General features: G+C 66.2%; 16 protein-coding genes. 9 read left to right on the plus strand and 7 right to left on the minus strand.

The genetic code is table 11. The features are described from left to right. Positions 1-13 precede the first annotated feature (13 nt). Positions 14-1,300, minus strand: a complete 1,287-nt coding sequence (locus TO66_RS01785) for a murein hydrolase activator EnvC (protein WP_044460704.1) — start codon at positions 1,298-1,300, stop codon at positions 14-16. 135 nt (positions 1,301-1,435) lie between these two features. Next, positions 1,436-2,965 carry a 2,3-bisphosphoglycerate-independent phosphoglycerate mutase gene (gene gpmI / locus TO66_RS01790; protein WP_044460705.1) on the minus strand — a complete coding sequence of 510 codons (1,530 nt, stop codon included), beginning with the start codon at positions 2,963-2,965 and terminating at the stop codon, positions 1,436-1,438. 150 nt (positions 2,966-3,115) lie between these two features. On the opposite strand from gpmI, the gene TO66_RS01795 reads away from it, so the two are divergent. From TO66_RS01795 to secB, 3 genes are read left to right on the plus strand one after another with little or no spacing between them, the layout of a single operon-like run. After that, a complete protein-coding gene (locus TO66_RS01795) occupies positions 3,116-3,529 on the plus strand; it encodes a rhodanese-like domain-containing protein (protein ID WP_044460706.1) in 414 nt (137 codons plus the stop codon). Between the two features lies 1 nt (position 3,530). After that, positions 3,531-3,785, plus strand: a complete 255-nt coding sequence (grxC, locus tag TO66_RS01800) for a glutaredoxin 3 (protein ID WP_044460707.1) — start codon at positions 3,531-3,533, stop codon at positions 3,783-3,785. Positions 3,786-3,840: 55 nt separating this feature from the next. Further along, on the plus strand, positions 3,841-4,320 hold the full coding sequence (secB, locus tag TO66_RS01805) for a protein-export chaperone SecB (protein ID WP_044460708.1): 480 nt from the start codon (positions 3,841-3,843) through the stop codon (positions 4,318-4,320). 161 nt (positions 4,321-4,481) lie between these two features. Here secB and TO66_RS01810 read toward each other — a convergent pair whose 3' ends face one another. Further along, entirely contained in the window at positions 4,482-4,937 is a 456-nt protein-coding gene (locus TO66_RS01810; protein ID WP_044460709.1) for a tRNA (cytidine(34)-2'-O)-methyltransferase, read from the minus strand. Between TO66_RS01810 and TO66_RS01815 the strand changes: the two genes are divergently transcribed. Continuing rightward, on the plus strand, positions 4,936-5,376 hold the full coding sequence (locus tag TO66_RS01815) for a hypothetical protein (protein WP_044460710.1): 441 nt from the start codon (positions 4,936-4,938) through the stop codon (positions 5,374-5,376). The two genes, TO66_RS01810 and TO66_RS01815, sit on opposite strands and share 2 nt — an antisense overlap. A 543-nt stretch (positions 5,377-5,919) precedes the next feature. On the opposite strand, the gene ntrC is transcribed toward TO66_RS01815, so the two are convergent. The 4 genes from ntrC to TO66_RS01835 all read right to left on the minus strand — a co-directional run bounded on the left by ntrC (position 5,920) and on the right by TO66_RS01835 (position 11,234). Beyond that, positions 5,920-7,356, minus strand: coding sequence for a nitrogen regulation protein NR(I) (gene ntrC / locus TO66_RS01820; RefSeq protein ID WP_044460711.1), 1,437 nt, complete (start codon positions 7,354-7,356; stop codon positions 5,920-5,922). Beyond that, complete coding sequence (gene glnL, locus TO66_RS01825) at positions 7,353-8,438, minus strand: nitrogen regulation protein NR(II) (RefSeq protein WP_044460712.1); 1,086 nt, start codon at positions 8,436-8,438, stop codon at positions 7,353-7,355. Before glnL ends, ntrC begins: the two co-directional genes overlap by 4 nt. Positions 8,439-8,740: 302 nt before the next feature. Continuing rightward, entirely contained in the window at positions 8,741-10,138 is a 1,398-nt protein-coding gene (locus tag TO66_RS01830; protein WP_409077164.1) for an MFS transporter, read from the minus strand. Positions 10,139-10,355: 217 nt separating this feature from the next. Continuing rightward, positions 10,356-11,234: a LysR family transcriptional regulator gene (locus tag TO66_RS01835; protein WP_044460713.1), complete on the minus strand. Its 879-nt coding sequence runs from the start codon at positions 11,232-11,234 to the stop codon at positions 10,356-10,358. Between the two features lie 112 nt (positions 11,235-11,346). Here TO66_RS01835 and TO66_RS01840 point away from each other — a divergent pair, with 112 nt between their 5' ends. The 5 genes from TO66_RS01840 (at position 11,347) to TO66_RS01860 (ending at position 17,915) form a co-directional block, all read left to right on the plus strand. Further along, on the plus strand, positions 11,347-13,068 hold the full coding sequence (locus tag TO66_RS01840; protein ID WP_044460714.1) for an acyl-CoA dehydrogenase family protein: 1,722 nt from the start codon (positions 11,347-11,349) through the stop codon (positions 13,066-13,068). A 32-nt stretch (positions 13,069-13,100) separates the two neighbouring features. Then, positions 13,101-14,288 carry a CaiB/BaiF CoA-transferase family protein gene (locus TO66_RS01845; protein WP_044460715.1) on the plus strand — a complete coding sequence of 396 codons (1,188 nt, stop codon included), beginning with the start codon at positions 13,101-13,103 and terminating at the stop codon, positions 14,286-14,288. Positions 14,289-14,353: 65 nt separating this feature from the next. Continuing rightward, the gene (locus tag TO66_RS01850; RefSeq protein ID WP_044460716.1) at positions 14,354-15,148 is read left to right on the plus strand and encodes an enoyl-CoA hydratase; all 795 of its coding nucleotides are present in this window, start codon (positions 14,354-14,356) and stop codon (positions 15,146-15,148) included. 2 nt (positions 15,149-15,150) lie between these two features. Continuing rightward, positions 15,151-16,677, plus strand: a complete 1,527-nt coding sequence (locus TO66_RS01855; RefSeq protein WP_044460717.1) for a 3-hydroxyacyl-CoA dehydrogenase — start codon at positions 15,151-15,153, stop codon at positions 16,675-16,677. A 35-nt stretch (positions 16,678-16,712) separates the two neighbouring features. Continuing rightward, on the plus strand, positions 16,713-17,915 hold the full coding sequence (locus TO66_RS01860; protein WP_044460718.1) for a 3-oxoadipyl-CoA thiolase: 1,203 nt from the start codon (positions 16,713-16,715) through the stop codon (positions 17,913-17,915). Positions 17,916-18,000 lie beyond the last annotated feature (85 nt).

Raw genomic sequence — 18,000 nt, forward strand, 5'->3', positions numbered from 1 at the left:
TGAGATGGCGCGCTTATCCTTGCGCGCGGCACCATTGTGCCGGGTCGCTTGGGCGGCCCTGCTGGCGAATAGCGAAGTACAGCGCAGGCGCGCCCTGTCCGCCACTGCTGCCCACAGTGGAGATGGACTCGCCGGCCTTGACGATGTCGCCGGCTTCCTTGAGCAGCGTCTGGTTGTGCCCGTAGAGGCTCAAATAGCCGTTGCCGTGGTCGAGGATCACCAGCAGGCCGGCGCCGCGCAACCAGTCGGCGAATACCACGCGGCCGCCATGCACGGCATGTACCTGGCTGCCGGCCGAGGCGCTGATCATCACCCCGTCCCACTTGGTCCGGGCATCGTCGCCGCGGGTTTCGCCGAAGCGTGCCAGCAGTCGACCGTCGACCGGCCATGGAAGTTTTCCCCGGGCCGAAGCAAAAGGGCCTCCATAGGAGGCGCCGGTGCTGGAAACCAGGGGGCCGGGAGCGGCTCGGGGCGGCTTGCGCGGGCTGGCGTCGGCATCGGCCTGGGCCTCACGCAAACGCTTTTTTTCGGCTTCCTGCTGGGCGATCAGCGCTTTCTGCCGCGCTTCTTCTGCCTCTCGGGCCTGGCGGGCCAGGGTTTCCTCGATGGTTTTCAGCACCCGGCCCAGGTCGGCCTGGTCCTGTTCGCGGGCCTTGAGCTTGTCGCCACGGGCCTTCACGTCGTCGTTGAGCTTGGCCAGGGCCACCTGGCGTTCCTTGCGGACCTTGTCCAGTTCATCGCGCTGGGTGTCCAGGCTGCTTTTCTGCACCAGCAGCTGGGCTTGCTGCAGTTCGATTTCTTTCTCGACGTTGGCCAGCTGGCGCAGGGTCTCGTTGAAGTTCTTCAGCTGTTCCAGGCGGGCCTGGCTCAGGTAGTCGTAATAGGTAAGGGTGCGGGCGAATTTTTCCGGGTTCTGCTGGTTGAGCAGCAGCTTGAGGTATTCCTGGCGGCCGTTCTGGTAGGCGGCGCGGGCCTGGATGGCGATCAGTCGTTGCTGTTCAACGCGCGCGCTCTGGAGTTTTTTTTTCTCCTCATCGAGTCGCTGCAGCTCGGATTCGCTTTTCTTCAGCTCTTTCTGCAGGGCGTCGACCTGCTTCTCCAGCTTGCCCATCTCGGTCTCGGTGCCGCGCAGCTCTTTCTGCACGCCGGACTTTTCTTCCTGCAGCTTGCCCAGCAGCTTCTTCAGCTCGGCGATGTCCTGACGCGTGGCGTCCAACTGTTGTTGGGTTTGCGCGCGCTCGTCGGCGAAGGCCGGTTGGAGCAGGCAGATCAGAGCGAGGGTAATCAGGGCGCGAAGCATAGAGGCGGGCGACACCAGGGAAAGGGACGGCCTAGTATGCCCGCCCCTCGCGGCAAAAAAAACGCCTCAAAGCCAACTGCTTTGAGGCGTTCGTCATAAAAGGCCGTTTCCGGCCGATTATTGGGCCTTTTGATATCAGACCAGTATCGAAGTGCCAGTCATTTCCGCCGGCTGCGGCAGGCCCAGCAGCTTGAGCATGGTCGGCGCCACGTCGGCCAGGACGCCGCCTTCGCGGACTTTCAGGTCGCGCTTGCCGACGTAGATGAACGGCACCGGCTCGCTGGTATGCGCGGTGTGCGCCTGGCCGGTGGAGGCGTCGGACATCTGCTCGACGTTGCCGTGGTCGGCGGTGATCAGGGCTTCGCCACCGACCTTTTCCAGGGCGTCGACGATGCGGCCGACGCACTGGTCCAGGCATTCCACGGCCTTGACCGCGGCGTCGAACACGCCGCTATGGCCGACCATGTCGCCGTTGGCGTAGTTGACCACTATCACGTCGTAGCGCTGATTCTCGATGGCATCGACGATATTGTCGGTGACTTCCGGGGCGCTCATTTCCGGCTGCAGGTCGTAGGTGGCGACTTTCGGCGACGGGATCAGGATGCGTTCCTCGCCCGGGAACGGCTCTTCACGGCCACCGGAGAAGAAGAAGGTCACGTGGGCGTATTTCTCGGTCTCGGCGATGCGCAGCTGGGTCTTGCCGTTTTTCGCCAGATAGTCGCCCAGCACGTTGTCCAGGCTGCCCGGGGCAAAGGCCGACGGGGCCGGGATGCTGGCCGCGTACTGGGTCAGCATGACGAAGCCGGCCAGTTTCGGCTGGCGCGCGCGGGCGAATTCCTTGAAGCCGTCCTCGACGAACACCCGGCTCAGCTCGCGGGCGCGGTCGGCGCGGAAGTTCATGAATACCACGGCGTCGCCGTCTTCGACTTTCACCGGCTCGCCGAGGGTGGTGGCCTTGACGAACTCGTCGCTCTCGCCGCGCTCGTAGGCGGCCTGCAAGCCTTCCTGGGCATTGGCGGCGTTGAACTCGCCCTTGCCGTCGACGATCAGGTCATAGGCCTGGGCGACGCGGTCCCAGCGGTTGTCGCGGTCCATGGCGAAGTAGCGGCCGATCAGGCTGGCGATGCGGCCCTTGCCCAGGGTCTTGAAGGTTTCGTCCAGCAGCTCGATGGACGAGGCAGCGCTCTTCGGCGGGGTGTCGCGACCGTCGAGGAAGGCGTGCAGGTAGATTTTCTCGGCGCCGCGCTTGAAGGCCAGCTCGGCCATGGCGACCAGGTGGTCCTGGTGGCTGTGCACGCCGCCGTCGGACAGCAGGCCCAGGATGTGCACGGCCTTGTCGGCGGCCACGGCCTTGTCCACCGCGGCGCAGATCGTCGGGTTCTCGAAGAACTCGCCGTCGCGGATGGCCTTGGTGACACGGGTGAAGTCCTGGTACACCACGCGCCCGGCGCCGAGGTTCATGTGGCCGACTTCGGAGTTGCCCATCTGGCCGTCCGGCAGGCCGACATCCATGCCCGAACCCGAGATCAGGCCATGCGGCACGCTGGCGTACAGGCGGTCCAGGACCGGCTTCCTGGCCGCGTAGATAGCGTTGGATTCGTGGCTCTCGCTGTGACCGAAGCCATCCAGGATCATCAGGACCAAAGGTTTAGGCGTGGTAGTCATAGATTCCACTCGTGGCTGGATTGGGAGATGTTGAAAAAGGGAGTGGCAGTTTAAAGGGTAGTTCCATCGGCGTCACCGCCGGGCGGGGTTTGGCCGGCCCGGAGGGCTGTGTATACTGGCCGACATTTTAACGCCCTGGAACCTCCTTAGATGGTTGCTCACCTGATTCAATTCGCCACTGAACACTACTTGCTCGTCGGCGCCTTCGTCATCTTGCTGGCTCTGCTGATCGCTCACGAATTGAGCCGCGGCGGCCGCAGCCTCAGCACCCGGGAACTGACCGCGCTGGTCAACAACGAGCAGGGCGTGGTGATCGACATCCGTCCGTCCAAGGACTTCGCCGCGGGCCATATCGTCGGCGCACTGAACATTCCTCAAGACAAGCTGGCCGCCCGTGTCGGCGAGCTGGAAAAGCACAAGGCCAAGACCATCATCCTGGTCGACGCCCTGGGTCAGCACGCCGGCACCCATGCCCGCGAGCTGATGAAGTCCGGCTTCACCGCCGCCAAGCTGTCCGGCGGCGTCGGCAGCTGGAAAGCCGACAACCTGCCGCTGGTGAAGTGACATGGCCCATGTCGTCGTCTATTCCAGCGATTACTGCCCCTACTGCTCGCGGGCCAAGTACCTGCTCGAGAACAAAGGCGTAGCCTTCGAGGAGATCAAGGTCGACGGCAAGCCGCAGGTCCGCGCCGAGATGGCCCAGAAGGCCGGGCGCACGTCCGTGCCGCAGATCTGGATCGGCAGCACTCATGTGGGTGGCTGTGACGATCTGTTCGCCCTGGAGCGCGCCGGCAAGCTCGACGCGCTGCTCGCGGCCTGACCGACCACCCCGTTCAGCAACCCCTTACAAGACCCGAGATCAAGAAGGATCTGAGATGACTGACCAACAGAACACCGCTGCGACCGAAGACGAATCCGCACCGCAATTCTCGCTGCAGCGCATCTATGTGCGTGACCTGTCTTTCGAAGCTCCAAAAAGCCCGGCGATCTTCCGCCAACAGTGGGAGCCGAGCGTCGGCCTGGACCTGAACACCCGCCAGAAGGCGCTGGAAGAAGGTTTCCACGAAGTCGTGCTGACCCTCTCGGTTACCGTGAAGAACGGTGACGAAGTGGCGTTCATCGCCGAAGTGCAACAGGCCGGTATCTTCCTGATCAAGAACCTGGACGACGCTTCGATGAGCCACACCCTGGGCGCGTTCTGCCCGAACATCCTGTTCCCGTACGCTCGCGAAGCGCTGGACAGCCTGGTGACCCGCGGTTCGTTCCCGGCCCTGATGCTGGCTCCGGTGAACTTCGACGCGCTGTACGCGCAAGAGCTGCAACGCCTGCAGGCCGGTGAGAACACCGTTCAATAAGGGCTTTGCCCGAGCATGAAAAAAGCGCCTTTGACGGCGCTTTTTTCATGCTTGGGCGAAACATCCAGGTAGGAGCGAGGCTTGCCCGCGATAGCCGCAAAGCGGCGGTCCAACAGTCACACCGCAGCATCGTTGGAGTTCATCGCGAGCAAGCTTCGCTCCTACTTGAAGCCCAGCTGGCGCCAGGCTTCGTAGACGGCCACCGCCACGGTGTTGGACAGGTTCAGGCTGCGGCAGCCTTCGCGCATGGGCAGGCGCAGGCGATGGTCGCCGGGCAGGGCGTCCAGCACTTCGGCCGGTAGGCCGCGGCTTTCCGGGCCGAACAGGAAGGCGTCGCCCTCGGCGAAGCTGGCATCGTGGAACGGCCGCGAGCCCTTGGTGGTAAAGGCGAACAGGCGTGGATGGCCGAGGCTTTCCAGGCAACTGGCAAGATCGGCATGGCGTTGCAGGGTGGCATACTCGTGATAGTCGAGGCCGGCCCGGCGCAGGCGCTTGTCGTCCATTTCGAAACCCAGCGGCTCGATCAAATGCAGGTGGCAGCCGCTGTTGGCGCAGAGCCTGATGACATTGCCGGTATTCGGCGGAATTTCTGGTTGAAAAAGGATGACGTGAAACATGCACGGCTCCGAAGAAAAAGACAGGCCGCATTCTACGCCTGAAGCCGACGTCAGGCCGAAGCTAATGCTGCGCGTATTCGGCTCGCTGGCGATCTTTGGCGTGATGGTCGGGCTGATGATCGGTCGCCTGACCAATCCGGACCCCACCGAGTTGCAGCAAGTGCAGGTCGAGCCCGATGGCCTGGTGGTGTGGTTCAACAACGAGCCCAAGGTCCATGGCGAACATGTCGACGGTGCCGTGGCGCTGTTGTTCGAGGCCGAGGGGCGGGCGCAGAAGGGCCAGTTGAAGGTCAATGCCAGGGATGCCAACTGGCGGGTACGGGCGGCGCAAGAGGGGTTGCTGCTGAACGTGGTCGCGGCGCGGCCGCTGCACGGCGAATGGTCCGGCCGCGAGGTCGACGGGCGCTGGCGCCTGGAGCTGCGCCTGCGGGAGGAATAAAAGAGGGGATTCCCGGCCTGCCTGTACCAGGGTCCCCAAAAGCGTGTGGGCCGGAGCGCTGAGCGCGTCGGGCCCTGGATAAAGCGGGAAGTCCCCGGCCTGCCTGTACCGGGGTTCCCGAAACCGGGTGGACCCGTCGCTGTGAGCGGTGTGGGTCCGGGTGTAAAGAGGGGGATGCTCGGCCTGCCTGTACCAAGGTCCCCAAAACGGGTGAGCGGTGGCGCTCGTGATCTTGTTACTGCAGGGGGCGTGCCAATTCCGGCTTAAACGGTTCAGTTAATTCCAGGGTCAAGCTGGAGGCCCCGGTTTTCGGGGCTTTCGCCGTTTTGCGGCGTTGTTCTTGTCCGGCGTGGCGTGGCCGTCCGGAAGCGGATTCTCTTTCTGGCCGAGCCTTTCGGCGGTGCAGGCTCACCATTTCGGTGCACAAAAAGCATCGCGGGCAAGCCTCGCTCCTACGGTTCGCGTGATTCGTAGGAGCGAGGCTTGCCCGCGATAGGGCCTGTCATTCAACACAGCCCGATGGTCTTACCCTGCAGCAGCGGCTCAAGCCTCGTCGCTGTCCTCCTCGTCGCCGCCGTCGACCTTCATCCCCAGTTCCTTGATCTTGCGCGTCAGGGTGTTGCGGCCCCAGCCCAGCAGCACGGCGGCATCGCGCCGGCGGCCGGCGGTGTGCTTGAGGGCGGTCTCGATCATGATCCGCTCGAAGCTCGGCACGGCGCTGTCGAGCAGGTTCGACTGGCCGCGGGCCAGGGCCTGGTCGGCCCACTGGCGCAGGGCCTGCTCCCAGTTGGTCACCGGCGCGGCGTCCTGCGGCAGGCTCAGCAGCTCCGGCGGCAAGTCGCTGATATGCACTTCGCGACCCGAGGCCATCACCGTGATCCAGCGGCAGGTGTTCTCCAGCTGGCGCACGTTGCCGGGCCACGGCAGGTTCTTCAGGTATTCCTCGGTCTCGTTCTTCAGCAGCTTGGGCTCGACGGCCAGCTCCTGGGCGGCGCGGCCGAGGAAGTGCTTGGCCAGGGTCGGGATGTCTTCGCGGCGGTCCGACAGGCGCGGGATATGGATGCGGATCACGTTCAGGCGGTGGAACAGGTCTTCGCGGAACTTGCCGGCATGCACCAGGGTTTCCAGGTTCTGGTGGGTCGCGGCGATGATCCGCACGTCGACCTTGACCGGCACATGCCCGCCGACCCGGTAGAACTCGCCGTCGGCCAGCACCCGCAGCAGGCGGGTCTGGGTATCGGCCGGCATGTCGCCGATCTCGTCGAGGAACAGGGTGCCGCCGTCGGCCTGCTCGAAGCGTCCGCGGCGCAGGTTGGCCGCGCCGGTGAAGGCGCCTTTTTCATGGCCGAACAGCTCGGATTCCATCAGGTCCTTGGGGATCGCCGCCATGTTCAGCGCGATGAACGGCGAGCTCGCCCGCGGGCTGTGGCGATGCAGGGCGTGGGCCACCAGCTCTTTGCCGGTGCCGGATTCGCCGTTGATCAGCACGGTGATATTGGAATGGCTGAGGCGGCCGATGGCGCGGAACACCTCCTGCATCGCCGGCGCTTCGCCGATGATCTCCGGGGTGCTGGCCAGCGCCGGGACTGCCTCCAGGCCTTGCTGCTCCTGGGCATGCTGGTTGGCGCGCTTGACCAGCGACACCGCCTCGTCGACATCGAACGGCTTGGGCAGGTACTCGAAGGCGCCGCCCTGGTAGGAGGCGACAGCGCTGTCCAGGTCGGAGTGCGCGGTCATGATGATCACCGGCAGGCGCGGGTGCTGTTCGCGAATCCGCGCCAGCAGGTCCAGGCCGCTGGCGCCGGGCATCCGGATGTCGGAGATGATCACGTCCGGCTGCTGGCGGGCCAGGCGGCTCATCACCCCATCGGCGCTATCGAAGCTCTGGGTGGTCATGCCTTCCTGTTGCAAGGCTTTTTCCAGGACCCAACGGATAGAACGGTCGTCATCGACGATCCACACGGTTTCACTACGGCTCATGTCGATGGGGCTCCTTGTTCCAGTGGCAGAAAGATCGAGAAGGTGGTGTGGCCGGGATAGCTGTCACACTCGATCAGGCCCTGGTGCTGGCTGATGATGTTCTGGGTAATGGCCAGGCCCAGCCCGGTACCGTCCGGACGGCCGCTGACCATGGGGAAGAAGAGGGTTTCCTGCAGTTCCGCGGGAATGCCCGGGCCGTTGTCGATGATCTCGATCTTGGTCACCAGGCGATGGCGCACATGGCCGATGGTGAACTGGCGCATGGTGCGGGTGCGCAGGGTGATGCGGCCCAGGCGCAGCTCGTTCTGGCTGCCGATGGCCTGCATGGCGTTGCGCACGATGTTGAGCACCGCCTGGATCATCTGCTCGCGGTCGATCAGCACATCGGGAATGCTCGGGTCGTAGTCGCGCACCAGGGTGATGCCGCCCTGGCTTTCGGCTTCCACCAGGCTGCCCACGCGCTCCAGCACTTCGTGCACGTTGCACAGGGCCAGCGATGGCAGCTTGTTGGAGCCGAGCATGCGGTCCACCAGGTTCCGCAGGCGGTCGGCCTCTTCGATGATGACGTTGGTGTAGTCCTTGAGGCTCTCTTCCGGCAGTTCCCGGGCCAGCAATTGCGCGGCGCCGCGGATCCCGCCGAGGGGGTTCTTGATCTCGTGGGCCAGGCCGCGCACCAGCATCTTGCTGGTTTCCTGCTTGGACAGCTGCGCCTCTTCCTTGGTGATCCGCAGTAGGCGGTCGCGCGGGTGCACCTCCAGCAACAGCAGGGTGTCGCCGTTGCTCAGGATCGGCGTGACGGCGTAGTCCACGGTCAGGGTCTGGCCGGTCAGGGCGGTGAGCATGGCTTCGCGCTTGGTGAACGGATGCGCCTGTTCCACCGCCTGGCGCAGGGAACTGAGGGCCTCGGCCGATTCGGTGAACAGTTCGCTGATGAATTGCCCATGGCTGCGCTGACCGCTGATGGCCAGCAACATTTCCGCCGCCGGGTTCATGTACTCAAGGCGCAGGTCGGCGTTGAGCAGGATGGTCGCGGTGGTCAGGTTGTCGAGGAGCAAACGGTGCAATTGATCGCTGATGGTCATGGAGGGCGTGCTCATGGACGGGGCGCTGTCATCGGGAAAATGCAAAAACCAAACCAAGGCTCCGAAAAGAAGCGTTGGGGCCCTGAAATGGACGTTTAAACCGGGCATTGGCGGCGTTTTGCCGGCCTGCCTGGGTAGTTTCGAACCAAAATGGGCTGCGGATGAATAAAGGTGCGGCTTGATGCACCAATATAGTGCGAATTCTTCGGCGGTGCGCTAAAGAGTGGCCGGGCAGCGAATGGCAGGGCACGCAAAAAGGCTCGCGCAGTGGCGGGCCTTGGCGAGTGCGGCGGGGCGAGGGCTCAGTGGGCCGGTTGCGGGTCCTTGTCGAGGCCCGGTCGAGTCGGGGTGGCGGGCTCGTCGGCGGTCAGGGCCTGGGGTTCCCGGGCCAGCTCGGCGGCATCCGCCTGTTCGGCGGTGGACAGCTCGCGGGCGTCATGGCCGATGCGCTTGAGCAGCAGGAGCATGCACACCAGGGAGACCAGGGCATAGCAGGCCGAGGCGATGGCGACGCCGAGAATGCTCCCGGTGTTGTTGAGAATGCCCTGGGCCAGCACCGGCGTGGCCCCACCCACCAGCAACGAGCACAGCTGGTAGGAAATCGACAGGCCGCTGTAGCGCACCCGGGTCGGGAAGGCGCGGGCCAGGATGCCGCCCACGGCGCCGTAGAACATCGAGTGCGGCACGGTGGCCAGGCACATGCCGAGCACGGCGATCCAGTAGACGCCGGTTTCCACGGCGAAGAACATCGCCGGCATCAGCACGAACTCCGGCAGCACCATCAGCACCACGGCCTTGCGCATGTCCATGCGCGAAACCAGCAGGGCGCCCAGGGGCTGGGTGATGAACTGCACCACCAGGGCGATGACGATCACGCTGAGAAAGGTGCCCTGGCTGTAGCCCAGTTCCTTGGTGGCCCAGGACAGGGCAAAGGTGCTCTTGAAGTAGGTCACATGGATGATCGGCAGCACCCCGGCGCCCAGCAGCACCAGTTGCCAGTGGCTGCGCAGGACTTCGAGAATCGGCAGCTTGACGGTCTTCTTCTGCTGGATGAGGCGTTTCATGTCGTCCGACTCTTCGAGCTTGAGGCGAATGACCATGCCGACGATCACCAGCGCCGCCGAGAGCAGGAACGGAATGCGCCAGCCCCAGAGCAGGAAGTCGGGCGCGGGCAGGGCGCTCAGGCCGAAGAACACCAGGGTCGCCAGCAGGTTGCCCGCCGGCGAGCCCTGCTGGGCGAACGCCGCGTACAGGATGCCCTTGCCCCGGGGCGCGCTTTCGCTGGCGATGAGAATGGCGCCGCCCCATTCGCCGCCCACCGCGACACCCTGGACGATGCGCAGCAGCACCAGCACCAGCGGCGCCCAGATGCCGATCTGCGCGTAGCCGGGCAGCAGGCCGATGCAGGTGGTGGCCACGCCCATCATGACCAGGGTGATCACCAGGGTGGTCTTGCGGCCGATCCGGTCGCCCAGGTGGCCGAAGATGATGCCGCCGACGGGGCGGGCGATGAAGCCGGCCCAGAGGGTCAGGAACGAGAGCAGGGTGGCGGTGCCGGCAGGCAGGTCGGCGGGGAAGAACACCTTGCCGAAGACCAGCGCGGCGGCGATGCCGTAGGCGTAGAAGTCATACCATTCGATGGTCGTGCCGATGAACGAAGCGATGCCCGCCTTGCGGGCTTTCTGGTGGGCGGCATTCATATTCAATTCCTGCATGTTGTTCTTGTTATTTGCGCCCTCCGGGAAGCCGCCTGGCGACATCCCGGATGTTCATTGCACGAATGGGCGCATCACGTAGTTGCAAGGTCCGACGGCACGGAGCCTATACAGGCAGGAATTAAAAAAATAATGATTAAATCTTATTGTTTGATACGTGATTTCGTATGGTCGGCGGCCCTCGGAACCCCCGCGCCACGGGCTATTGCAGGGCCTTGAGCACGGCCAGGAAACTCTCCGCGGCGGCCGACGGCTGGGCCGCATGGCGGATGGCATGGACCTCGGACAAGGCCCCTTCGCCGTTGATGTCGCAGTAGTGCACGCCCTCCTTGCCGGTGCCCGCCAATGTCTGCGGAACCAGGGCCACGCCCATGTCGTAGGCCACCATGGCCACCACCGTTTGCCACAGCCGGGTTTCATGGCGGATGCGCGGGCTGAACCCGGCGGCCACGCAGCGGGCGATGATCAGGTCGTGGTAGTGCGGCGAGACATTGCGCGGAAACAGGATGAAATCGTCGTTGGCCAGTTCTTCCAGGTCGATGCTGGCCTTTCCCGCCAGCCGGTGGCTGCGGGGCAGGCAGCAGAGGAAGGGTTCGGCGAGCACCGGTTCGCAGCGGATGCTCTCGGGAAACTGGCCCAGGTGCACGAAACCGATATCGATCTGCCCGCGCTGCAGGGCCTGGGCCTGCTCGGCGCTGTTCATTTCCATCAGCACGATCTCGGTGTCCGGGTGATCCTGCTCGAAGGTCTTCACCGCTTGCGGCAAGCCACGGTGCAGGATGGAGTTGACGAAGCCGATGCTCAGCCGGCCGACGAACCCCTGGGCCGAGCGTAGTGTCAGGCGCCGCGCCTGCTCGGCCCGCAGCAGCAGGTAGCGGGCTTCGTCGAGCAGCACCTGGCCGGCGTTGGTCAGGCTCACCGACTTGTTGTTGCGGGTCAGCAACTGCACGTCCAGCTGGCTTTCGAGCTTCTTGATATCGAAGCTCAGGGCTGGCTGGGAGATGAACAGGCGAGCGGCGGCACGGCCGAAATGAAGCTCCTCGGCGACCGCGACGAAGTAACGAAGCTGCTTGAGATCCACGCTGGCGTCCTCGCTTTACGATCTGTTTTTCTTATCGTAGTTGATAGATTTTGTATTAGATACTTATCGATGGCGACTCTAGTCTCGGGGCACCAGAACCTGGAGAGACGCCATGACCGCCCTGCCGGAAGCTGCCCCCGACACCCTGAATATCCCCGACAGCCGGGGCCTGAACCTGTTCGATTGCGACGCCGGCCTGGCCGCGCTGCTGGGCGTCTACCTGCCGCCGGAACTCTACGCCCAGTGGCTGCCGACCCTGCGCCAGCTCGGCGCCAGGGCCGGTGGCGAGCTGGATGTGCTGGCGCTGTCGGCGGACAAGAACCCGCCGCAGTTGCTGCCCCGCACCCGCCGTGGCGAAGACCTGCAAAGCATCCGCAAGCACCCGGATTTCGTCGCCCTGGAGCGCGCCGCCTATGCCGAGCTGGGGCTGGCCTCCATGAGCCATTGCGCCGAGCCGGTGGCGCCGCTGGTCAAGTACGCCCTGACCTTTCTTTTCGTGCAGGCCGAGTTCGGCCTGTGCTGCCCGGTGAGCATGACCGACTCGCTGACCCGCACCCTGCGCAAGTTCGGTTCGCCGGAACTGGTGGCGCGCTACTTGCCGTCGCTGGCCTCGCGGGATTTCGACCAGCTGTTCCAGGGCGCCATGTTCATGACCGAACAGGCGGCCGGCTCCGACGTGGCGCGCACCGAAACCCGCGCGCGCCTGGAGCACGGCGAGTGGCGCCTGTTCGGCGACAAATGGTTCTGCTCCAACCCGGACGCCGACCTGGCGATGGTCCTGGCCCGGCCGGAAGACGCGCCAGCGGGCATGAAAGGGGTCAGCCTGTTCCTGCTGCCCAAGGTGCGCCCCGACGGTTCGCGCAACGCCTACCGGATCCTGCGCCTTAAAGACAAGCTGGGCAGTCGCTCCATGGCCAGCGGCGAGATCAGCCTGGACGGCGCCACCGCCTACCTGATCGGCGAGGTCGGCCGTGGGTTCCAGCAGATGGCCGACATGATCAACATGTCGCGCCTGTCCAACGGCGTGCGCGCGGCCGGGTTGATGCGCCGCGGGGTCAACGAGGCGCTGTATGTGGCGCGCCATCGCCGGGCCTTCGGCCGCCATCTGATCGAAATGCCGCTGATGCAGCGCCAGTTGTTGAAAATGATGCTGCCCGCCGAGCAGGCCCGCTCGATGTTCATGCAGATCGCCAGCTTGCTGCCCAGGGCCGATGCCGGAGACGAGGCGGCGCGCAAATGCGTGCGCATCCTTACCCCGCTGATCAAGTTCCGCGCTTGCCGCGATGCGCGCCGGGTCACCGGCGATGCCATGGAGGTGCGCGGCGGGGTCGGCTACATCGAGGAGTGGAGCGATGCGCGGCTGGTGCGCGATGCCCACCTGGGCTCGATCTGGGAGGGCACCAGCAACATCGTCGCCCTGGATATCGCCCGCGCCGTGACCCGCGAGCAGGCCCTGGAACCCCTGCGGCATTACCTCGCCGGCCTGCTCGCCGAGGCCGACCTGCCGCAGGCCAGCCAGCGCCTGTTCGAGACGGCCCTGCAGCGCGCGGTCGCGGCCATCGAAAAGGTGGCGCAAGAGCACCGCGACGATCAGGTGCGCCTGGCCGGCAGCGCGCTTTATCACATCGCCACGGCGATCTTCATGGCCTGGGAGGCGAGCCGCCAGGCGCCCGATTACCGGCGTCTGGCCCTGGCGCACCTGCTGCTCCAGCACAAGCTGCTACCGCGCGACCCGCTGCGGCCGGAACCGGCGCTCGCGCCCGAGCTGCTGGCGCGCCTGGCGGATGAAAGCCCGCTGTCGAAAACCCAGGCCATGCAGTTGCTGCCGGCCTGAACGGCTCTCCCCATCTTTGTCAGAGAACAGCCATGAGCAATCCACAAGGGGCCCTGCACGGCCTGAAAGTCATCGATCTGAGCCGGGTGCTGGGCGGCCCTTACTGTTCCCAGGCCCTGGCCGACCATGGCGCCGAAGTGATCAAGCTCGAACCCCTGGGCGGCGACGAGACCCGCGGTTGGGGCCCGCCCTTCGAGGGTGACGATGCGGCGTATTTCCGTGGCGTGAACCGCAACAAGCAAGGGATCGCCGTGGACCTCTCGCGGCCCGAAGGCATCCGCTTGCTGATGCGCCTGCTCGAAGGCGCCGATGTGCTGATCGAGAACTTCAAGCCCGGCACCCTGGACCGCTGGGGCATCGGTTATGCCCAGGTGCTGAGCCAGCGCTTCCCGGCGCTGATCCATTGCGCGGTCTCCGGTTTCGGCAGCGACGGTCCGCTGGGCGGCCTGCCCGGCTACGACGCGGTGATCCAGGCGATGGCCGGGCTGATGAGCGTCAACGGCGAAGCCGAGAGCGGCCCGCTGCGTATCGGCCTGCCGATCGTCGACATGGTCACCGGGCTCAACGCCCTGGCGGGGATTCTCCTGGCGCTCAACGAGCGGCATCGCAGCGGCCTGGGGCAGTCCCTCGACATCACGCTGTACGACTGCGGCGTGTCGCTGCTGCACCCGCACCTGGCCAACTATTTCGCCGCCGGCAAGACCCCGCGGCGCACCGGCAACGCCCATCCGAACATCGCGCCCTACGACAGCTACCGCACCGGCACCGAGCCGATTTTCCTGGCGGTCGGCAACGACCGGCAGTTCGCCAAGCTGTGCGAGCAACTGGACGCTGGCGCGCTGCTCGATGACCCGCGGTTCGCCGACAACGGCCGGCGCTCGGTCAATCGTGAAGCGTTGAAGCAGGAACTGGAGGAGCGCCTGGCCAGGCACGACGGCACGCTGCTGGCGGCCCGGCTGATCCGCCTGGGCGTGCCCTGCGGCTCGATCGCCTCGATCGACCAGGTGGTCGAGCACCCGCACACCCGGCATCGCGGCCTGCTGGTGGACATCGGCGATTACCGCGGCGTCGGTTCGCCGGTCAAGCTGTCCCGCACCCCGGCCAGCTATCGCCATGCCCCGCCGGCGCTGGGGGCCGACACCCGCCGGGTACTCGAAGGCCTGGGCCTGGACAGCCAGACGATCGACACCCTGTACGAGCGCGGCATCGTTCGCGGCTGAAAGGTTATGCGCAGGAGGCCGGCTTGCGACGCGGCCCCTGGGCACCACGCGCATCAGGAGACTGCATGAGTTGCCCATCCGTTAGTCCTCAACCCCTGGTTCTGCTGGAGCAGCCCGCGCCGGGCGTGGCGCTGCTGCGGCTGAACCGTCCCCAGGCCCTCAATGCGCTGAACATGGCGTTGCGCGAGGCCCTGGCCGAACACTTCCGCCGCCTGGATGACTGCCCGCAGACCCGGGTGGTGGTGCTGACCGGCGGCGACAGGGTGTTCGCCGCCGGCGCCGACCTCGGCGAGCTGGTGGAGGCCAGCGCGCTGCAACTCTATGCCCGGCACGCCGAGCGGCACTGGCAGGCGATTTCCGCGTGCCGCAAGCCGGTGATCGCGGCGGTCAACGGCTACGCTCTGGGCGGTGGCTGCGAACTGGCGATGCATTGCGACCTGATCGTCGCCGGCCAGTCGGCGCGTTTCGCCCAGCCGGAAATCAAGGTCGGGGTGATGCCGGGGGCCGGTGGCATCCAGCGCCTGCTGCGCGCGGTCGGCAAGTTCCAGGCCCTGCGCCTGTTGCTCACCGGCTGCCAGGTGCCGGCCGACGAAGCGTTGCGCCTGGGCCTGGTCAGCGAGGTGGTGGCGGACCACGACACCCTGCCGCGCGCGCTGGCCCTGGCCAGCACCATTGCCGCCATGCCGCCGCTGGCCGTGGCGCAGATCAAGGAAGTGTTGCTGGCCGGCATGGACATGCCGCTGGAGCAGGCGCTGGTGCTGGAGCGCAAGGCCTTCCAGCTGCTGTTTGGCTCTCGTGACCAGCGCGAGGGCATGCAGGCCTTTCTGCACAAGCGCAAACCGCAATTCCAGGGGGAATGACCATGCAACCACTGCAACGTATCGGCCTGGTCGGCACCGGGGCCATGGGCCGCGGGATTGCCCAGGTCCTGGCCCTGGCCGGGTTCGAGGTGTGCCTGTTCGATGCGCGTCCCGGCGCCGCCAGCGCGGCCCGCGAACAGTTGGCGACGACCTTCGCCCAGCAGACCGAGAAGGCGCGCATCACCGTGCAAGCGGCCAGTGCGGCGCTGGATAACCTGAGGGTGGTCGGCAGCCTGCAAGCGCTGCGCGACTGCCAGCTGGTGATCGAGGCGATAGTCGAGGACCTGGCGGCCAAGCAGCAGCTGTTCCGGCAACTGGAGGAGGTGCTGGCGCCGCAGGCGATCCTGGCGAGCAATACCTCGTCGCTGTCGATTACCGCGATTGCCAGCGCCTGCCGCCACCCGCAGCGGGTGGCCGGGTTGCACTTCTTCAATCCCGTACCGCGGATGCGCATCGTCGAGGTGGTCGACGGCCTCGCTACCGATGCTGAAGTCGGGGTCTGCCTGGAGGCGCTGGTGCGGGGGCTTGGCTATCACCCGGCGCGGGTCAAGGATTCCCCCGGCTTTATCGTCAACCATGCGGGGCGCGCCTTCGGCACCGAGGCCCTGCGCATTCTCAGCGAAGGCGTGGCGCCGCCGTGGTTGATCGATGCGGTGCTGCGCGACAGCGCCGGTTTCGCCATGGGGCCGTTCGAGCTGCTGGACCTGATCGGCCTGGATGTCAGCGCGCCGGTGATGGAATCGATCTACCGACAGTTCTATGAAGAGCCGCGTTACCGGCCGCACCCGGTGCTGCGGCTGATGCTGGCGGGCGGTCGCCTGGGGCGCAAGAGCGGCCAGGGCTTCTATGACTATGGCGAGCCGGGCGGGGCGCCGCGCCAGCGTCAGCACGTGCCGTCCTGTACGGTGTTGCCACCGGTGTGGATCGTCGCCGATGACGAAATCGGCAAGCTGCGCTTGTTGACCCTGCTCCAGCGCCTGGGGGCGCGCATCGAAAGCGCTTCGCGGCCTTCCGCCCAGGCCTTGTGCCTGGTGGCGCCGCTGGGCGAGGACGCCAGCGAATCGGCCCTGCGCCATGCCCTGGACCCGGCGCGCACGGTGGCCATCGACACCCTGCCGGAACTCGACAGCCAGCGCTGCCTGATGCTCAACCCGGCGACCCGCGCAGACATGCAGGAGGCCGCCCATGCGCTGTTCAGCGCCGATGGCGGCACAGTGACGGTGATCCGCGACAGCTGCGGCTTCATTGTCCAGCGCACCCTGGCGTCGATCGTCAACCTGGCCTGCGATATCGCCCAGCAGGGCATCGCCTCGGTGGCCGATATCGACGCGGCGGTCCGCCTGGGCCTCGGTTATCCGCTGGGGCCGCTGGAGTGGGGCGACCAGCTGGGCGCCGGGCGGTTGTTGCAGATCCTCGAACGCCTGGACGCGCTCACCGGCGATCCGCGTTACCGCCCCAGCCCCTGGCTGCGGCGCCGGGCGCTGCTGGGGCTGTCCCTGCGCCAGCCGGAAAACCCGCTGCCGGCCTGAGGCCTGTCGATTCCTATCCCTGCGAGACGCTTGTCATGCTCGATGCCTATATCTACAGCGGTTTGCGCACACCCTTCGGCCGTCACGGCGGCAGCCTGGCCGGCGTACGGCCGGACGATCTTGTAGCGCCCTTGCTGGTGCGCCTATTGGAGACCTCGGGGCTGCCCGTCGAGGCGCTGGAAGAAGTGATCCTCGGTTGTACCAACCAGGCCGGCGAGGACAGCCGCAACCTGGCGCGCAATGCCTTGCTCAGCGCCGGGCTGCCCTGGCGCGTGGCCGGGCAGACGGTCAACCGCCTGTGCGCCAGCGGCCTGTCGGCGGTGATCGACGCGGCCCGGGCGATCACCTGCGGCGAGGGCCGCTTGTACCTGGCCGGCGGCGTCGAGAGCATGTCCCGCGCGCCGTTTATCATGGCCAAGGCCGAAAGCGCCTACAGCCGCACCCTGGACGTGGCTGACAGCACCATCGGCGCGCGCTTCGCCAATCCGCGGCTGGTGCAGCGCTACGGCAACCACAGCATGCCCGAGACCGGCGATAACCTGGCGCGCCGCTATGCCATCGAGCGCGAGGACGCCGACCGCTTTGCCGCCGCGTCCCAGGCGCGCTACCAGGCCGCCTTGCAGGCCGGGGTGCTGGAGGGCGAGATCATGGCCGTCGAGGCGCCGCTCGGGCGCAGGGGCCAGACCGTGACGGTCGCGCATGACGAGCATCCGCGTCCGCGCTCCGACCTGGCCGCCCTGTCACGCTTGCCCACGCTGTTCGCCGGTGGCGTGGTGACGGCGGGCAATGCCTCGGGGATCAACGACGGGGCGGCGGTGCTGCTGCTCGGCGATCGCCAGATCGGACTCGAACACGGGGTGCGGCCGCTGGCGCGGATCCTCTCGTCGGCGGCGGTCGGCGTCGAGCCGCAGTTCATGGGCATCGGTCCGCACACCGCCATACTGCTGGCCTTGCAGCGGGCCCGCATCGGCCTGGAGCAGGTCGACCTGATCGAGATCAACGAGGCGTTCGCGTCCCAGGTGCTGGCCTGCCTCAAGGCCTTGGATCTGGATTTCGACGACCCGCGGGTCAACCCTACCGGCGGCGCCATCGCCATCGGTCACCCGCTGGGCGCCTCCGGCGCGCGGCTGGCGTTGAGCGCCTGTCGCACCCTGCAGCGCACCCAGCAGCGCTATGCCGTGGTCAGCCTGTGCGTGGGCGTCGGCCAGGGCGTGGCCATGGTGATCGAACGCGTTTGAACCCGTGACGGGGGGCCGTCGACGAATCAACGCCTGATTTGCGGCGGCACCCGCTGCGCTGCTGCTCTACAGTGCACGGACATTT

This window comes from Pseudomonas sp. MRSN 12121 (genome assembly GCF_000931465.1).
In the GTDB taxonomy this organism is placed as follows: domain Bacteria; phylum Pseudomonadota; class Gammaproteobacteria; order Pseudomonadales; family Pseudomonadaceae; genus Aquipseudomonas.